The sequence below is a fragment of the Azospirillum argentinense genome (assembly GCF_000632475.1).
In the GTDB taxonomy this organism is placed as follows: domain Bacteria; phylum Pseudomonadota; class Alphaproteobacteria; order Azospirillales; family Azospirillaceae; genus Azospirillum; species Azospirillum baldaniorum.
Map to the genome: position 1 here is coordinate 626,174 of NZ_CP007796.1, position 16,419 is coordinate 642,592.

Annotated in this window: 12 protein-coding genes; 4 read left to right on the forward strand and 8 right to left on the reverse strand. The window is 67.7% G+C overall.

Annotated features, from left to right (window positions below; all coding sequences use genetic code 11):
- Positions 1-59: 59 nt before the first annotated feature.
- The 3 genes from ABAZ39_RS29015 to tssA are packed head-to-tail and all read right to left on the reverse strand — an operon-like array spanning position 60 to position 4,018.
- Complete coding sequence (locus ABAZ39_RS29015) at positions 60-917, reverse strand: PP2C family protein-serine/threonine phosphatase (protein WP_051658689.1); 858 nt, start codon at positions 915-917, stop codon at positions 60-62.
- Between the two features lie 34 nt (positions 918-951).
- Positions 952-2,709 (reverse strand): serine/threonine-protein kinase, encoded by a 1,758-nt coding sequence (locus ABAZ39_RS29020; protein ID WP_081863408.1) that lies wholly within the window; start codon positions 2,707-2,709, stop codon positions 952-954.
- Between the two features lie 52 nt (positions 2,710-2,761).
- Positions 2,762-4,018: a type VI secretion system protein TssA gene (gene tssA / locus ABAZ39_RS29025; protein ID WP_040137845.1), complete on the reverse strand. Its 1,257-nt coding sequence runs from the start codon at positions 4,016-4,018 to the stop codon at positions 2,762-2,764.
- 202 nt (positions 4,019-4,220) lie between these two features.
- Here tssA and ABAZ39_RS29030 point away from each other — a divergent pair, with 202 nt between their 5' ends.
- From ABAZ39_RS29030 to ABAZ39_RS35925, 4 genes are all read left to right on the forward strand, one after another.
- Positions 4,221-6,119 (forward strand): type VI secretion system Vgr family protein, encoded by a 1,899-nt coding sequence (locus ABAZ39_RS29030; protein ID WP_051658692.1) that lies wholly within the window; start codon positions 4,221-4,223, stop codon positions 6,117-6,119.
- Positions 6,120-6,305: 186 nt separating this feature from the next.
- Positions 6,306-8,945 carry a type VI secretion system ATPase TssH gene (gene tssH, locus ABAZ39_RS29035; protein ID WP_040137690.1) on the forward strand — a complete coding sequence of 880 codons (2,640 nt, stop codon included), beginning with the start codon at positions 6,306-6,308 and terminating at the stop codon, positions 8,943-8,945.
- 29 nt (positions 8,946-8,974) lie between these two features.
- On the forward strand, positions 8,975-9,454 hold the full coding sequence (locus tag ABAZ39_RS29040; RefSeq protein ID WP_040137691.1) for an Hcp family type VI secretion system effector: 480 nt from the start codon (positions 8,975-8,977) through the stop codon (positions 9,452-9,454).
- A gap of 42 nt (positions 9,455-9,496) precedes the next feature.
- Complete coding sequence (locus tag ABAZ39_RS35925) at positions 9,497-10,147, forward strand: hypothetical protein (protein WP_144243666.1); 651 nt, start codon at positions 9,497-9,499, stop codon at positions 10,145-10,147.
- 65 nt (positions 10,148-10,212) lie between these two features.
- Here the strand turns inward: ABAZ39_RS35925 and tssG are convergent, their stop codons facing one another.
- From tssG to tssC (ABAZ39_RS29065), 5 genes are read right to left on the reverse strand one after another with little or no spacing between them, the layout of a single operon-like run.
- Complete coding sequence (tssG, locus tag ABAZ39_RS29045; protein ID WP_051658693.1) at positions 10,213-11,232, reverse strand: type VI secretion system baseplate subunit TssG; 1,020 nt, start codon at positions 11,230-11,232, stop codon at positions 10,213-10,215.
- Complete coding sequence (gene tssF, locus ABAZ39_RS29050; RefSeq protein WP_040137692.1) at positions 11,196-13,007, reverse strand: type VI secretion system baseplate subunit TssF; 1,812 nt, start codon at positions 13,005-13,007, stop codon at positions 11,196-11,198. The genes tssG and tssF overlap by 37 nt, the downstream gene beginning before the upstream one ends.
- A complete protein-coding gene (gene tssE, locus ABAZ39_RS29055) occupies positions 13,004-13,504 on the reverse strand; it encodes a type VI secretion system baseplate subunit TssE (protein ID WP_040137693.1) in 501 nt (166 codons plus the stop codon). The genes tssF and tssE overlap by 4 nt, the downstream gene beginning before the upstream one ends.
- A 42-nt stretch (positions 13,505-13,546) precedes the next feature.
- The gene (gene tssC / locus ABAZ39_RS29060) at positions 13,547-14,962 is read right to left on the reverse strand and encodes a type VI secretion system contractile sheath large subunit (RefSeq protein ID WP_040137694.1); all 1,416 of its coding nucleotides are present in this window, start codon (positions 14,960-14,962) and stop codon (positions 13,547-13,549) included.
- A gap of 3 nt (positions 14,963-14,965) precedes the next feature.
- On the reverse strand, positions 14,966-16,405 hold the full coding sequence (gene tssC / locus ABAZ39_RS29065) for a type VI secretion system contractile sheath large subunit (RefSeq protein WP_051658719.1): 1,440 nt from the start codon (positions 16,403-16,405) through the stop codon (positions 14,966-14,968).
- Positions 16,406-16,419 lie beyond the last annotated feature (14 nt).

The window sequence follows — 16,419 nt, forward strand, 5'->3', positions numbered from 1 at the left end:
GCGCCCGACTTAACATGAAGGTCTCTCCCCCCTAGGGAACCGTTCGGTGTCGTCTCGTTTCACGATGTGAGCGTCGGATCGCCATCTTGCGGATCACCATCTTGCGGATCGCCGGCCGGTGGCGGGGTCCGCAACGGACCGGCCACCGCTTCGCACAGAACCAGCACCAGCGTGACGTTGTCCCGCGCCCCGCGCGCCAGCGCGGCGTCGAGCAGCCGTCCGGCCGCTTCCGCAACTCCGTCGGCGCTGTGGCCCATGGTGTCGAGCGCGCCGGATATGTCGGGATCGGCGAGCGTCTTGGTGAGGCCATCGCTGCACAGGAGGAAGAGGTCGCCGTGGTTCACGTCGCCCTCCACCGTGTCCAGGACCAGCGCGTCCGTGGCGCCGACGGCGCGGGTGATGACGTTCGACTTGGCATGCCCTTCCGCCTCGGACGGATCGAGCACGCCGCTGTCGATCAGCTGCTGGACATAGCTGTGGTCGCGGGTCACTTGGACAAAGGCGCCGCCACGGGCCCGGTACAGCCGGCTGTCGCCCGCCCAGGCGCAGGAGAAGCGGCGTCCGGTGATGGTCAGCACGACCGCCGTGCTGCCCACAACGGCACTGCCGAGACGCCCGGCATGGTCCAGCAGCGCGGCGTTGCACCCGTCGAGGGCCGCGCGGATCTCCCGCCCCGTCGGCGCGCCCATGGTCGGGTCGATGCAGTGGTTCAACGCGGCCATCACCATCCGGCTGGCGTAATCGCCCGCCTCGTGCCCGCCCATGCCGTCGGCGACCGCCCACAGCCCGACGTCCGAGCGGTCCAGGCAAGCGTCCTCGTTGACGGACCGGACGGTTCCCGCGTGGCTGACCGCCGCCGTGTGGAACCAGAACGTCCGGGTCGGCGCATGATCGTCGATCGTGTCCCCGTCGCTCATCACCGTTCTCCCGCGGATAAAGGGTCCTGGACCGTCAGCAGCGCCGGAAGGGCCGGTTGTATTCGCGCCAGTCCGGATCGCTGTCCGAACGGGCGCGCAGTTGAACCATGGTGCGGTTGTCGCCGGAAAATTCGCCGAACTCCCAAAATGTCCGTCGCCCGTCAGTCCCCGTCAGTTCGACGACCAGCGTGCCGTCGGCCGTTTCATAGCGGCTGACCCGCATCGGAACGACGGAGCCGCTGGGCAACGACAGCGTCCATTCCGCCGGTGCCAGGGTCAGCTTCATGACCCCGCTGCACCATCCGCCCATGAGCGCACGGACATTCTCCACGCCCGTCGGTTCGACCGGGCGTGGCGGCGGCGCCACCAACGGTTTTGGAACGGGCGGATCGGGCGGTGGCGGACGGGGAACCTCCACCGCCTTGGGACGCTCCGGTTCGGGGCGCTTGGCCGGCGGCGGAGCCGGAGTCGGCCTGGGAGTGGGCGTGGGTGTGGACGTGGACATGGGTGTCGATGCCGAAGGCGGTGCCGCCTTCGGCGTCGGCGGCGCCACGTCGACGGCGCTTTCCACCGGCCGTGGCGCTGGCTTCTCCGGCGCCGGCGCCGGAGCAAGCCAGCCCGTCCACCACAGGCCGCCCACCGCCAGGGCGGCGACCGCGGTCCCGGCCAACCCGACCCTTGCGGCCAGGCCGAACCTCGGCGCGGCGCCTCCACGTCCCAGCTTCATGTCACGCAGGAAAACCTCGACCGAACGCGTTCGTTTGGCGGGGTCGAACTCCAGCGCGTTTTGCAGCGCCCGCATTTGCGCCGTCCCCAGGCCCCGGATGCGCACGAGTTTCATCCGCGTGTCCCGCGCATGGGTGGCCGGCATCCGGCTGAAGGGATGGTGCCCGGCGAGCAGCTCGTAGGTGATGCAGGCGAGCGAGTAGATGTCCCCGCGCGGATCGGGCGTTTGCGTCTCGATCATTTCCGGACTGGCGTAGGCGGGAGTCATCGCGCCCAGACTGCCCACGTCGAAGGCCGTGGCGTCCTCGTCCCCCGGCGTCGGCTGTTTGATCGCGCGGGCAAGACCGAAATCGATGACTTTCACGCGGCCGGAGTCGGTGATGAAGATGTTGCCCGGCTTCAGATCCCAATGGACGAAGCCGTTGCCATGGGCAAAGGCCAGCGCCTCGCCCACCGCGTTGATGATCCGCCCGGCCTCGGCCGGCGGCATGGAGGTGAAACCTTCGGCCCGGATGATGCGGTCCAGCGACTTGCCCGTCAGGTACTCCATCGTGATGAAGAAGCGGTCGCCGTCCCGGTCGAAGTCGTAGACCTTGATGATGTTGGGATGCGACAGCTCCTGCGCTTTGCGCGCCTCGCGCTGCAAGGCGATGATGCTGCTGGGGTGTTCGCGCAGGCTTTCCTTCAGAACCTTGATGGCGACGTAGGGATTCCGGTCGGACGCCTCCTGCTTGCGCAGGTCGAGCGCCAGGAAGACCTTGCCCATGCCCCCGGCCCCCAGGACCTGTTCCAGGACGAACCGCTCCTTGAGCACGTCGCCGACCTGGACCGGTTCCGCCGCGCGTGGCAGGGGCCGGAACCCGGACGACATCGACGACAAGGACGGCGAGCGCAAGGACGGCAGCCCTTCCGACATCGATCCGTCGGGGTTCGGACCCTCGGAAGGCAGCCCTTCGGAATGCGGTCCGATGGAGATCGGCTGCACCACCGTGCCCTCATCCTCGGGCGGCTTGGCCCCCCGCGGTTCCGATAATGGGATGCGCTGGAGAAACGGTTCCTTTCTCATGGCCTCGTCTCCCTGCCCTGACGCCTTCGGGCTCTACGGTCACGGTCTGCATCTAATCCTCTCCGGGCTCGGCAAGCCGCTTGTCGATGCCGGCGGCCGTCAGCAGCCCGCGCCGCGCGTCCTCGTCCGGCAGCAACTCAGCCAGGAGTTCGACGAAAGGCAGCCGGGCACGCCGCACCAGTTCGGTCAGGGTGTAGGACACGGGAGAGTGCGGCTCCGCCTCGCGGAAATACCGGGCGACCGCCTCCAGCGTGCGCAACGCGTCCTCGCGCGACGCGAATCCCTCGATCGCCATCGCCCGAGGGGGTCCTTGCCAGGACGATGCGGCGGGAGTCGCCGATCCTGCAAACGCCGCCCCGGCAAACGCCGCCATCGCGGACGCCGCCGGCCCGACCGACGAGCCCGCATCGCCCTGGCCCGCATCGCCCTGGCCCGCATCGCCCTGGCCCGCATCGCCCTGGCCCGCATCGCCCTGGAGGAAAAGCGTTCCGGCGGGCTCCAGCGCGCTTCCCGCCAAGCCGGTCAAGGTCCGGCGCATCTGCTCCAGGGTGTCACGGATGGCCCGTGTCGGCGGTCCGTCCACGCCGAGCCGCGCGTCGAGCGCCGTCTCCAGCCCCTGAAACGCCTGGAGGCAACGGTCGATGTCCGAGGCCAGCCTCACGAAGGCGGCGGGTGGCGTCGCACGCGCGCTGGCTTCGATCACGTCCATGGGCACCGTCCCGGCGGCGATGCGGCGCTCGCGCCGGTCATCATCCCCCAGCAGATCGAGCCCGGCCGCCTGCTCCACCTGCCACAGCGCGTAGGAACTGCCATCCGCACCGAAGGTCAGCGGCAGCCGGCTGAGCGGTTGAAGCAGCGTTCCGTTTCCGTCCCGTCCGTTCAGCCCGGTCAGCGGCGCGACGGTGGTCTCGACGCCGTCCTCGTCCGGTTGCGGGTGCAGATCGGGCCAGTAGCGCTCCACCAACCCGCGCAGGACGGCAAAGCCGTCGGCCAGGCCCGCCATGCCGCGCGTGCGCAGCAACGCCTCGGCCAGCCATGCCGCCACCTCCAGGTCCTTGCTCTGCGTGGCCAGGACGGACGGTGCGAGATCGACGATGAGCCGCCATTCGGATGGTATGGCGGAGGCGTCGCTCTCGGCCTCCTGCCGCCGCTCCGCCGCGCGCGCGGCCTGCCGCGCGTCCTTCAATTGCCGATAGGGCGCTCTATCCGCGTAGTCCAGGCGCAGGTCCGGCCCCGTGGGCGCCTCGGCGGAAATCGGAGCCAGAATGTCTGCAAGGTCAAGCGCGGCCGTATCGAAAGAAGTATCCATGACGGACATCCATTTGACGCACGAACATTTCAGTCCAGCAGCGCCGATTACTCGCCATCAAAATGTAGGTAACGAAAAGAACAAGCGGATTAGTCAGCAATAAACCACCACAGCGGACCGCACTCGCATTGCGTTCGGTGGAGTGCTTCGGCAGTCTTTCCGGTCTGCCCGACCCGTCGGAAGTCCAGCCGGGAGCGTTGCCATGGACCCGAGCGCCGCCATCGCCATCGCATCCACCAACCGCCTGCTGACGCTGGACACCGTGCTCGGAAGGGGAGCGACGCTCCTCACCGGCTTTTCCGGCGAGGAGGCCATATCCTCGCTGTTCCGCTTCACCCTGGACGTCGTCAGCCCGCGCACGACGATCAAGCCGGAGGAGTTGATCGGCACGCCGGTGTCCTGGTCGGTGTCGGCACCCGCCGGAACCCCGCGCCGCTTCCACGCCCTCGTGCAGGGATTCGATGTCGGCGCCCCCATCGAGGATGGCCAGCGTTCCTATCGGCTGGAGGTCGTGCCCTGGTTATGGCTGCTCACCCAGACCACCGACTGCCGCATTTTTCAAAAGCAGAGCGTGCGCGACATCATCCGCACCGTTCTGGAGGATCACCGCGCCGCCTCCCCCGCCGTGCAGTTCGATCTGTCGGGCATCAAGGGGGCGGACACGACGCGCGATTACTGCGCGCAGTATGACGAGAGCGACTTCGCCTTCCTCTCGCGGCTGGCCGAGGAGGAGGGCATCTTCTACGTCTTCCGGCACGAGGCCGACCGTCACGTCCTCGTCATGGCCGACGGCGCGTCCGCCTACAAGGATCTTCCCGAAAGCCGGATCGACATGGCGCGGGAAGGGCAAGGCTGGGGCGGCATCACGCAGTGGGTCGGCGGCTACCGCTTCCGCCCCGACCGGATGGTGCAGCGCGACTTCAACTTCGAAACCCCGCGCACCGACCTGACCGCGTCCAGCAACACCATGCTGCCGTCGATGCGCGGCGCGCCGCAGGAGCGGTTCGAGTATCCCGGCGGCTACGCCGACCTTGGCGCCGGCACGGCCCGCGCCAAGATGCGGATGGAGGAAATCGAGGCGCCCTTTCTCCAGGTCTCCGGAGCCGGCAGCGCCCGCCACATGGTGCCCGGCGGGCGCTTCACCCTGCACAACCACGCCGTGGCGGCGGAGAACGGCCGCGCCTACGTCGTCACAGGCGTCCGGCACGCGGCCACCGACCCGAAGCTGCGGTCGACCGGCGGCGGGCAGGCGACCTATCAGAACGGTTTCGACGCCATTCCGGCGGACGTCGCCTTCCGTCCGCCGCGGGTCACGCCGCGCCCGGTCATGCGCGGTCCCCAGACGGCCATCGTCGTCGGCAACTCCGGCGAGGAGATCGACTGCGACAAGCACGGCCGCGTGCGCGTGCAGTTCCACTGGGACCGGTTGGGCAAGCGCAACGAGAACAGTTCCTGCTGGATCCGTGTGGCACAGCTATCGGCAGGGCGCGGCTGGGGACACCAGTTCATCCCGCGCATCGGGACCGAGGTGGTGGTGGATTTCCTGGACGGCGATCCCGACCGGCCGCTGATCGTCGGCAGCGTCTACAACGGCGACAACCCCGTGCCCTACGCCCTGCCCGACAACAAGACGCAGAGCGGCGTCAAGACGCGCAGCAGCAAGGGCGGTGGTCCGGCCGACTTCAACGAACTGCGCTTCGAAGACCGCAAGGGAAGCGAGCAGGTCTATTTCCACGCCCAGAAGGACTTCCAGCGGGTGGTGGAGAAGGACGACACGCTGGAAGTCGGCAACAACCAGACCGAGACGATCAAGGAGGGCAACCGGACGGTCACCATCGAGATGGGGAACGACGCCCTCACCATCCAGCAGGGCAACCAGACCACCAAGGTCGCCCTGGGCAAGAGCGAGTGCGAGGCCATGCAGTCCATCGAGCTGAAGGTCGGCCAAAGCTCGATCCGGCTGGACCAGACCGGAGTCACCATCCGCGGCGTGATGGTGCGCATCGAAGGCCAGGCCATGACCGAGGTGAAAGCTCCCATGAACCAGGTGAAGGGCGACGCCATGGTCGCCATCAAGGGCGGCTTGGTCACGATCAACTGAGAGCCAACCGGAGGCACGCCCGAAATCGTCGCATCCTGCGGGGGAAGTGACCCGAACAGATGTCGCCCGGCTACTCCCATCGCCTATACACAGGAATGGCCTTTGAAACACCCCCGGTTGCTTTGAAAGATTTGCTCGCCGAACAAGCATAGGCGAACACCAGGGCAAGTTCAGGAGGCCGGATCGATGGTGTCGGTGAACCTGTCGTCGCTCCTTGCAAAGCTGAACGAACCATGCCGGACGGCCCTGGAAGCGGCGCCGGGTTTCGCGCTGTCGCGGGGCAATCAGGCGGTGGAGATCGAGCACTGGCTGCTCCGCCTGCTGGACCAGCCCGACACCGACCTGCACGCCATCGCCCACCACCACGCCATCGACATCGGCCGCGTCCAGGACAGCCTGACCCGCAGCCTGGACGGCATGCGCGCCGGCAACACGCGCACGCCGGTGCTGTCCCCCTATCTGGTCAGCCTCGCGCGGGAAGGATGGCTGCTGGCCTCCCTGGACGGCGCCATGGAGGGCGGGGCGCCGCGCGTCCGCTCCGGTCATCTGCTGCTGGCGCTGCTGAGCGACGAAACGCTGGCCCAGGCGACGCGCTCGGCGCTCGGCCCCCTCGCCAAATTATCGGCGGAGGCGCTGGCCGCCGACTGGCACGGCATCGCCGGGAATTCCCGCGAGGCCCGCCAAGCCCCGGCTCCCGGCGCCTCCCCCAAGGCGGAGGGCACCCCCGCCGCGGCCGGCGGCGCGCTGGCGCGCTTCACCATCGACCTGACGGAGCGCGCCCGCGCCGGCAAGATCGATCCGGTGCTGGGCCGTGACGCGGAAATCCGCGCCATCGTCGACGTGCTGACCCGCCGCCGCCAGAACAACCCGATCCTCACCGGCGAGGCCGGCGTCGGCAAGACCGCCGTGGTGGAGGGATTCGCCGCGCGCGTCGCCGCCGGCGACGTGCCGCCGGCGCTGCGCGAGGTCGCGGTGAAGACGCTCGACCTCGGCCTGCTGCAGGCCGGCGCCAGCGTGCGCGGGGAGTTCGAGAACCGCCTGCGCTCCGTCATCGACGAGGTGAAGGCGTCGCCCCAGCCGATCATCCTGTTCATCGACGAGGCGCACACCCTGATCGGGGCCGGCGGGCAGGCCGGGCAGAACGACGCCGCCAACCTGCTGAAGCCCGCGCTGGCGCGCGGCGAGTTGCGCACGATCGCCGCCACCACCTGGGCCGAATACAAGAAATACTTCGAGCGCGACCCGGCCCTGTCCCGCCGCTTCCAGGTCGTGAAGGTGGAGGAGCCGGACGAGGCCGCGGCCCTGTCGATGATGCACGGCCTCGTGGCGACGCTGGAAAAGCACCACGGCGTGCGCATCCTGGACGAGGCGGTGGTGGAGGCCGTGCGCCTGTCGCACCGCTACATCGCCGGGCGGCAATTGCCGGACAAGGCGGTCAGCCTGCTCGACACCGCCTGCGCCCGCGTCGGCATGAGCCAGTCGGCCACCCCGGCGGCGGTGGAGGACCAGCGCCGGACCATCGACGCGCTCGCCAACCGCATCGCGGTGCTCGACCGCGAAGCCGCGCTGGGCACCGACCACGCGGCCGCCATCGCCGAACTGACCGAACGGCGCGAGGCCGCCATCGCCGCGCTCGCCGCCGTCGAGGCGCGCTGGGCGCGGGAGCTGGAGCTTGCCGCGGAGATCACGCGCCTGCGCGACGCGATCGAGGCCGCCGAACCCAACTCCCCCCAGGCGGCGGAGGGCAAGGCGGCGCTGGCCCGCGCGCTCGACGAACTGGCCGAGGCGCAGGGCGAGCAGCCGTTGGTCCACGTCTTCGTTGACGGGACGGCGGTGGCCGACGTGGTCGCCACCTGGACCGGCATTCCGGTCGGCCGCATGGTGACCAGCGAGATCGACGCCGTGTTGTCCCTGCGCGAACGCCTGTCGGAGCGCGTCATCGGCCAGGACCACGCGCTGGAGGCCATCGCCCAGGCCGTGCGCACCGCCCGCGCCCGGCTGACCGACCCGCGCAAGCCCATCGGCGTGTTCCTGATGGTCGGCACCAGCGGCGTCGGCAAGACCGAGACCGCTCTGGCGCTGGCCGAGGCGCTGTACGGCGGGGAGCAGAACCTGACGGTCATCAACATGTCGGAATTCAAGGAGGAGCATAAGGTCTCCATGCTCCTGGGTTCGCCCCCCGGCTATGTCGGCTTTGGCGAGGGCGGCGTTCTGACCGAGGCGGTGCGCCGCCGCCCCTACTCCGTGATCCTGCTGGACGAGATGGAGAAGGCCCACCCCGGCGTGCAGGACATCTTCTTCCAGGTGTTCGACAAGGGCATGCTGCGCGACGGCGAGGGGCGCGACATCGACTTCAAGAACACCCTCATCATCATGACCTCCAACGCCGGCACGGACACGCTGACGCGGCTCTCCGCCTCCCCCAGCGGCCTGCCGGCGCCGGACACTCTGCCGGACGCCCTGCAACCGGAGCTGCTGCGCCACTTCAAGCCGGCCTTCCTCGGCCGCGTGACGCTGGTGCCCTACCTGCCGCTGGCGCCCGACATCCTGACCCGCATCGTCGAGCTGAACCTGAACCGCATTGCCCGGCGCCTGCGCGAGGCTTACCGCGCCGACTTCCGCTACGGCCCCGAGGTGGTGGAGGCGATTGCCGCGCGGTGTGGCGAGGTTCACAGCGGCGCCCGCAACATCGAGCATATCCTGACCCGCGGCCTGCTTCCCGACCTGTCCGCCCTCCTTCTGGAGCGCTTGGCGCGCGACGAGCCGGTCGCGGCGGCCCGGGTCGGGTTGGACGCGCAGGGACGCTTTTCCTTCGACATCCACTAATTCCGCTTCAATCCTCTGGGAGGAGTCCGATGGCCATCTACGTGAAGATCGACGGCATCGAAGGCGACGCGACGCAGGAGTCGCACAAGAGTTGGGTGGAGGTCGGATCCATGGCCTTCAGCGCAGGACGATCCATCAGCACGCCGAGCGGCCGCGCCGCCAACCGCGAGGCTTCGGAACCCTCGATCAGCGAGGTGACGCTTAGCCGCGAACTTGACAAATCGTCGCCAAAATTCTTCAAAGAGGCGGTAGCTGGCAAGGTCGGCAAAAAGGTGCAGATCGACCTTGTTACCACTGGCGATCCCGGCGATACCTATATGACCTACACACTGGAGAACGCACTGGTCAGCGGTTACAGCGTGTCGGCGAACGGTTCAGGTCGGCCGAGTGAGACAATCAGTCTGAATTTCTCAAAGATTGAGTTGAAGTACACGCCGTATGATGCAGGCCACAAGCCGCAGGCGCCTATTGTTAGCTCCTACGACATAGCGACAACGAAAGCTGGATAAGTAAAAAAGCCTCAATATTCATGCTTTTTACAGGGAGGCAACATGACTGATCTTGATCCTCATGCTCGACTAAAATCTCGAGAATGGGAAAAGAATGATGAATGCATAAAGTATCTTAACGCCAATAAAGTAAAAATGCAAAATATCAGCCAAGGAGTAGGCGCAATTAACTACGATGAATATTCAATTTTAATTGAATTGATGCCAAAAAATATCACTCCAGGAAAATTCCTGCAAGATCTAGCTTCCGATATCAATCAAACTGTCAATCATGGAATGTTCAATACCATGAATGTGTTTGTTAGAAATTCAAAAAAAGAACCCAAAATAGGCGATATTTATGACATTGACATCTTAGGACCGGACAACGGTTCGATCATGACGGTAGCAATATCTCCTGATTTTGGTTCAGATCAAGCTAGCTCTGGATGGTTCATTATTAACACCGTTGAATCAGGAAAGTACGGCACTCATCCAGAATCTGGGGCCAGAGAATTCGGCTACGAAACAATAGCGGATGGAATAAAATTCTACACCAGAGGCGCCTCGCGACCCCAGAATGTCGGTTCTAAAATTGGTGGCTCTATCCCGCAAAGCATGAGTTGGAGTGCAATGATGGAGGGTATCGGAACCTCCATCAGTATGAAAGGCGGAAAAGCAAACATGAAATCCATTAAAAAGATAAAATTTTGAATAATTATTCTGGCCGAACATTCTAACAATAACGCCCAAATATTAATTTTTTATACTCACGACCCTCAAGAACAATCAAGGACCACATCCCCAACATCCACTTCAAAATCCCCACACTTCAGCCACATGTTCCACCCCAAGCGTGGCTGGAAGGCACCAACCTCCGCCAACCTGCACTCCGGCACCTCCTCGCGCTTCAGAATGAGCTGCACGTCGAAATCCAACGCCTCCCCCACCTGGAACCGTGTCAGCGCCGCCACGCGGTCCAGCCGCGCGCCGCCGGGCAGCAGCGAGTCAAAGTCCGCATAGGACACCGGCCCGATCACCACCCGAAACCGGCTCTGCACGTCCCAGGCGCGCTCACCGGCCATGGCGTCCACCCCCAGCGTGCAGAAGGCTTCGCCCAGGCGGGACTGCTCCGTCTCCGGCAACGTCAGCCACGCGCCCTGGAACTGCTCGATGCGCACAGGCAACCCGAGGTCGCCGGACAGCATCGCCTCCAGGGCAGCGGCGGAGGCGCGGCGTTGCGACAGGTGGCCGGCGTAATGCACCAGCGTCGGCGCCAGCGGGGGCGCCATGCCCTGCACCCCGACCAGGGCTTGCAGAACGGCGGTGATCGGGTCGGGCTCCTCCGCCGTGGCGGCGCGCTCCATCGACAGCCCGAGGTGGTATTTGCCGGCCGCCCGCGCGAACAGCGACAGGATGCGGTGGTGGAAGATGTCCAGGAAGTCGGCCAGCGCCGGGTTGTGCGAACGCCGGCATTCGTGGACGAAGGCGGTGTAGTGCTGCGGCAGCACGCCGAGCGGCCCCGTCAGGCCCAGCACCGACACGGCCATGTCCGCGCCGTCCCCGTACCGGTCCACGCGCGGCACCTCCGCGGCGGGATAGGTCAGCGTGTCGAGGCTGCGGAAGCGCACCGCGTCCTCGATGCACGGGCGGTCGCCGCCCACCGCCCGCCGGTCGCGCCCGGCAGCGCGCGCCGCCGCTTCCAGCAGGCGCACCGCCTGGACGAAGTCGAAGCGCCAGGGCTCCGCCTCCAGCTCGTCGGTTACAGGAGAATCCGCTCGCCCGCGCGCGCCGGCCATTGCTTCAGCACTCCCCCATGGTCCTTCGCGCGCAGGGTCAGGCGCGTGAAGCTGTTGATCGCCGCGTGCAGCGCCAGGAACCGTTCCAGCACCGCCGCGAACAGCAGCATGGACGTCCCCGAATAGCGCGCCGGGTCCAGATCCAGCGCCACGTCCACGCCCCGGCACAGCGCCAGCAGGCCCCCCTGCGGCGCCCGCGCCGCGGCGGGCCGGGCGCCGAGCCCCACGATGCCGTCGATGATGGCGGCGGTCTCCGGCGTTCGGCGCAGGTCGTACAGCGCCAGGATCTCGCGCAGATGCTCCGCCGCCCCCTCACCCGTCAGCGACAGGTGGTTGAGGCTGAGGTGGGAGATCAGCCGCCAGCGGTTCTGCCCCAGCTCCGACGGCCGCAGGGTGCGCGACGGCGGAGTCAGGCAGTCGATGCTGTCCACCGCGGCCATGCCCTGGACGGGCGTCAGACGCGGATTTCCGCCGCCGAAGGGCAGCTTGCCCGGCAGATCCCGGTTCAGGCAGGTCAGGTCCAGCGACAGCACGTGCCCGGCCGGTGCCGCGGGGTCGAATCCCAGGTCCACCAGCGACACGTACAGCTCGCTGCCGGGATTGGCCGGCCCGGCCGCGCGGCGCGTCGCATGCCAGAACCGCCCCTCGGGCGCGCCGGCGTGGCGGGTTCCGTAGAAGGGCAGGAACTCCGTGCGCCGGCCGTCCGGGGCGGCGGCGGTGACGCGGTCGATGCCGTAGACCTCCGTCCCGCGCGGCCGGCGCGCGTCGGGCACGACGCGGTATTCGGTCTGCCGGTGGGTCAGCGGGATCGGCTCCGCCTTCTGGGAGAACAGGTTGATCACCGGCGTGCAGCCGAGCGCGAAGTTCTCGACGCTGACCGCCCGCTCCAGATCCGGCCGCGCCTTGTCCAGATAGAGGAAGACCGACAGCGTGGTGCCCTTCGCCCGCCGCGCCCGCTCGGCCAGGCCGGTCAGGTCGAAGAACTGGAAGCTCTCCGGATAGGCGAAGTACTTGGTCAGCAGGCGGTAGCCGGGGGCCGTGCGCGGGTCGGCCGGCAGCATGGCCTCGTCGGGGTCGAAGCCCACGGGACGGACCGTCTCCGCCCCCAGGATGACCGGCGCCGGATCGGACGCGTCCTCCGCCACCGCGACGGAGAGCACATGGCCGGCCATCAGATCGTAGAGCGGAAACACCCGTTCCGGCGCGCCGCGCAGGAACAGGCGCAGGCGGTCGGGCGCCAGCGACGAAAACGGCGTCTCGGGCATCAGCGTGCGGAAGGTCAACCGCAGCACCGACACCGCGCCGCGCGCCCGCGGGTTCTCCGGGGCCGCGATCGGCCGTCCGGCGAGCACGGCGGACTCCAGCGCCACCGGCCACAACGTCACCGGGCAGCAGGTTCGGAAGGTGCAGACCTCGCCCTCCACCGCTTCGCTGTTCAGCGCGCTGCCGGCCGGCAGTACCGCGGGCTCGGTCAGGTCCGGCACGCTGGTGAAGCGCACCACGGCGGCCGAGGGCAGCGGCGCCAGATAGTGCGGGTACAGCACCCCCAACAGCGCCTCGGTCAGTTGCGGGAAGTCGTCGTCCAGCTTCAGCCGGACCCGTGCGGCGAGGTAGGCGAAGGCTTCCATCAGCCGGGCGACGTGCGGGTCCTCCACCGCGTCGCCGGTCAGGCGCAGCCGGCCGGCCTGGACGGGATGCGCCTTGGCGAACTCCGCCGCGGAGCGCCGCAGGTGGACGAGTTCCTGATTGTAGTAGGCGATGAGATCGTCGCTCATGCGCCTTTCCCAGTCTGGTTCCGCCCGATCTTGTGGCGCCGCGTGGCGGGATCGAACACGGAGTCGAGCACCAGCGGCTCCGGCGTCGGCTCCGCATACACCAGCGCGTTGATGCGGAACCGCAAGGTCGGGTCCAGCGGGTCGGTCTTCGACAGCAGCTCCACCCGCACCGAGACGTAGCGCGGCTCCATCAGCCGGATGGTCTGCTCCATGGCGCGGCAGAAGGCTTCCTGCGCCTCCGCGACCGCCAGATCGGTGCCGCCCATGTCCGGCAGGCCGTAGGCCAGCAGCGAGGCCTCCAGCTCCTCGAACTCCGTCGGCCAGCCGAGGCAGCGGCGGCGCGCGTTCAGCAGGGCTTCCAGATCGCGGCTGAGGCTGGCGCGCAGCTCGCGGATGCTCTGCCCACGCGCCTTGGGGTCGGGCTGGCCGGGCTTGGGCGCCGGTTCCAGAAGCCGGTCGAGCACGGAGGGCAGCAATCCACGGTCGACGATGCTCATGACGCCTCCATCGGGATTCATCCCTTTTATGATCCGGCCTTTTTAAGATCCGGCGCGCGCGGCGACGCGGGTGGTCAGGCGGAAGCTCGCCACCGCCTGTTCGAACTGGAAATGCGGCTGCAAGTGGATGATGCATTCGAAATGGCCGGGGCGGCCGGGCGGTTCGACGACCTGCACGCGCCCGTCGCGCAGCGGGTAGCGCGCCTTCATCTCCACCGAGGCGTCGTCGTTCCCCATGACATAGCCACGCAGCCAGTCCTCGATCCACGCCTGGCACTGTTCCGGGGTGGAAACGCTGCCGACACGGTCCCGCGCCAGCACCTTGATGAAATGGGCGAAGCGGCTGACGCAGAGCATCGCCGACAGCAGGGCCGAAAGCCGGGCGTTCGCCCCCGCCGCATCGTTCAGGTGGCCGGCCGGCTGCTGCACGGCCAACTGCTGAACCGATTGGCAGCTGTTGAACACGCAATAAGGCGTCTCGCGCGCCCGCGCCAGCGGCAGCAGCCCCTGTTCGCTGAGCGCCCGTTCCTGGCGTTCCGTCAAACCGATCTCCAGCGGCGCCCGCACCGCCACACCCCGGCGGTCCGTCGCGAAGTCGGCGCGCGGCAGATGGGTGACCAGCCCGCCGGCCAACTCGTCCAGCCGCGCCCCGCGGATGTCGGCGAGCCAGCCATGGTTGGCGAAGGCGCGCAGCACGACCGCGCCGAAGGCGAAGGCCGCGTTGCCCCACAGCAGTTCCCGCCCGTCCGGGACCTCCACGTTTTCCCGGAAGCGGAAGCCGTCGCAGCGCGTGCCATCGTCGGCGTAGGGCGCCCGCACCAGCACGCGCGGCAGGGCGAGGCCGAGGAAGCGCGCGTCCTCCTGCGCCTGGAACCGGGCAAAGCGCGCGTGCTCCGCCCCCTGGAAGACCGACGAGAGATCCGTGTTGGGCGTCAGGTCCGAGAAGCGCTCAACCCCGAGCGTGGCCGGCGCGCAACCCAGGATCATGGGCGCGAAGGCCGCCGCCGCGATGGCCGACAGACCGCCCAGCGCCGCCACGTCGTCGCTGGCGTGGCCGGGACCGAACCGATTCTGCACCTCGTAATCGCCGATCAGCAGGCCGTAGGGCTCGCCGCCCGGCATGCCGAACTCGTCGGAGTAGATGCGGGCGAACAGCACGCTCTGGTCGAAGTCGGCCGCGCGCTCCAGATCGCGGCAGACCTCCGCCCAGGAGACGGGAAGGACGCGGATCTTGGCACCCTCCACCCCGGCCGCGGCCTGCACCAGCAGATGCAGACTGCGCCACCCGGCTTCCAGTCTTTGAAAGCGCGGGTGGTGCAGAATGGCGTTGACTTGGTCCGTCAACGCCTCGTCGATGGCCGCGATCAGCCGGTCCACCTCGGCGCGGAGGCGATCCCGGTCGCGGGGCGGTGCGATGGGAGTCGGTGCGACCTCCAGGCCGCCGCACGCATCGTCCATCCCTTACGACCGCTTGGGCACGCGGGCGACCAGACGCATGGAGGCGTTCAGCTCTTCCATCTGCAGCCACGGCCGCAACCACGCCACCGCGTTGTAGGAGCCGGGCTTTCCGGGAATCTCCTTCACCTCCACCCGCGCGTCGCGCAACGGGTATTTGGCCCGCATCTCGGCGCTCGAATCCGGATTGGCGTTGACGTAGTTCATGATCCAGCGGTTCAGCCAGTCCTCGCAGTCGGTGGCCTCCATGAAGGACCCGATCTTGTCCCGCGCCATGACCTTCAGGTAATGGGCGAAGCGGGAGGTCGCCATGACGTAGGGCAGCCGGGCGGAGATGGCGGCGTTGGCGGTCGCCTCCGGCCGGTCGTACTGCTTGGGCTTCTGGGCGGTCTGGCCGCCGAAGAAGACGGCGTATTCGGTGTTCTTGTAGTGGCACAGCGGCAGGAAGCCCAGCTTGGACAGCTCCGCCTCGCGCCGGTCGGTGATGGCGATCTCGGTCGGGCACTTCATGTCCCGGTCGCCTTCGTCGGTCACGAACTGGTGCACGGGCAGCCCGTCCACCCGCCCGCCGTTCTCCGCCCCGCGGATGGTGGTGCAGAAGCCCGTCTTGGCGAAGGCGTCGGTCAGCTTGGTCCCCATCACATAGGCCGTGTTCATCCAGCAGTAATTGCCGTGCTCCATCGGCTGCGGCTGGCCCGCGGCGTCGCCGGGCGCCTCCTCGTACTTGAACTCCTCCACGGGCCGGGTCTCCGCCCCGTAGGGCAGGCGCGCCAGCACGCGCGGCATGGTCAGGACGACGAAGCGCGAGTCCTCCGACTCCCGGAAGGCCCTCCACTTCGCGTATTCGACCGAGTCGAAGATCTTGGCGAGGTCGCGCGGCTTGGCGAGGTCGCGGTAATCCTCGAACCCGAACAGCTTCGGGCCCGCGGCCGTCACGAAGGGAGCGAAGGACGCCGCCGCCACGTTGGACATGGAGGACAGGAGCTGGATGTCCTCCGGATGGTTGGTGAACTCATAGTCGCCGATCAGCGCGCCGTAGGGCTGCCCGCCGGACATGCCGAACTCGTTCTCGTAGAGCTTCTTGAAGGTGGTGCTCTGGTCGAACTCGACGGCGCGGTCCAGGTCCTTGAACAGCTCGCGCTTGGTGATGTGCATCACGCGGATCTTGAGCGACGTGCCCGTCTCGCTGTTCTTCACCAGATGGTTCAGGCCACGCCAGCTTCCCTCCAGCTTCAGGAAGTCCGGATGGTGCATGATGGCGGCGAGCTGCCGCGAGATCGTCGCGTCGATGGCGTCGATGGCCTTGTTCAGCGTGACCGTCAGGTTGCGGTCGTAAACGACGGTGCCCTTCAGCGCTTCCTCCGTCAGGGTGGACAGAAGCGCCTGGGTCCGGTCGGGTTCGGTCTGCCGCGTCGCCTGGATCGCCTGGTCGAGCAGACTGGGCATCGTCGGGGCGGTGG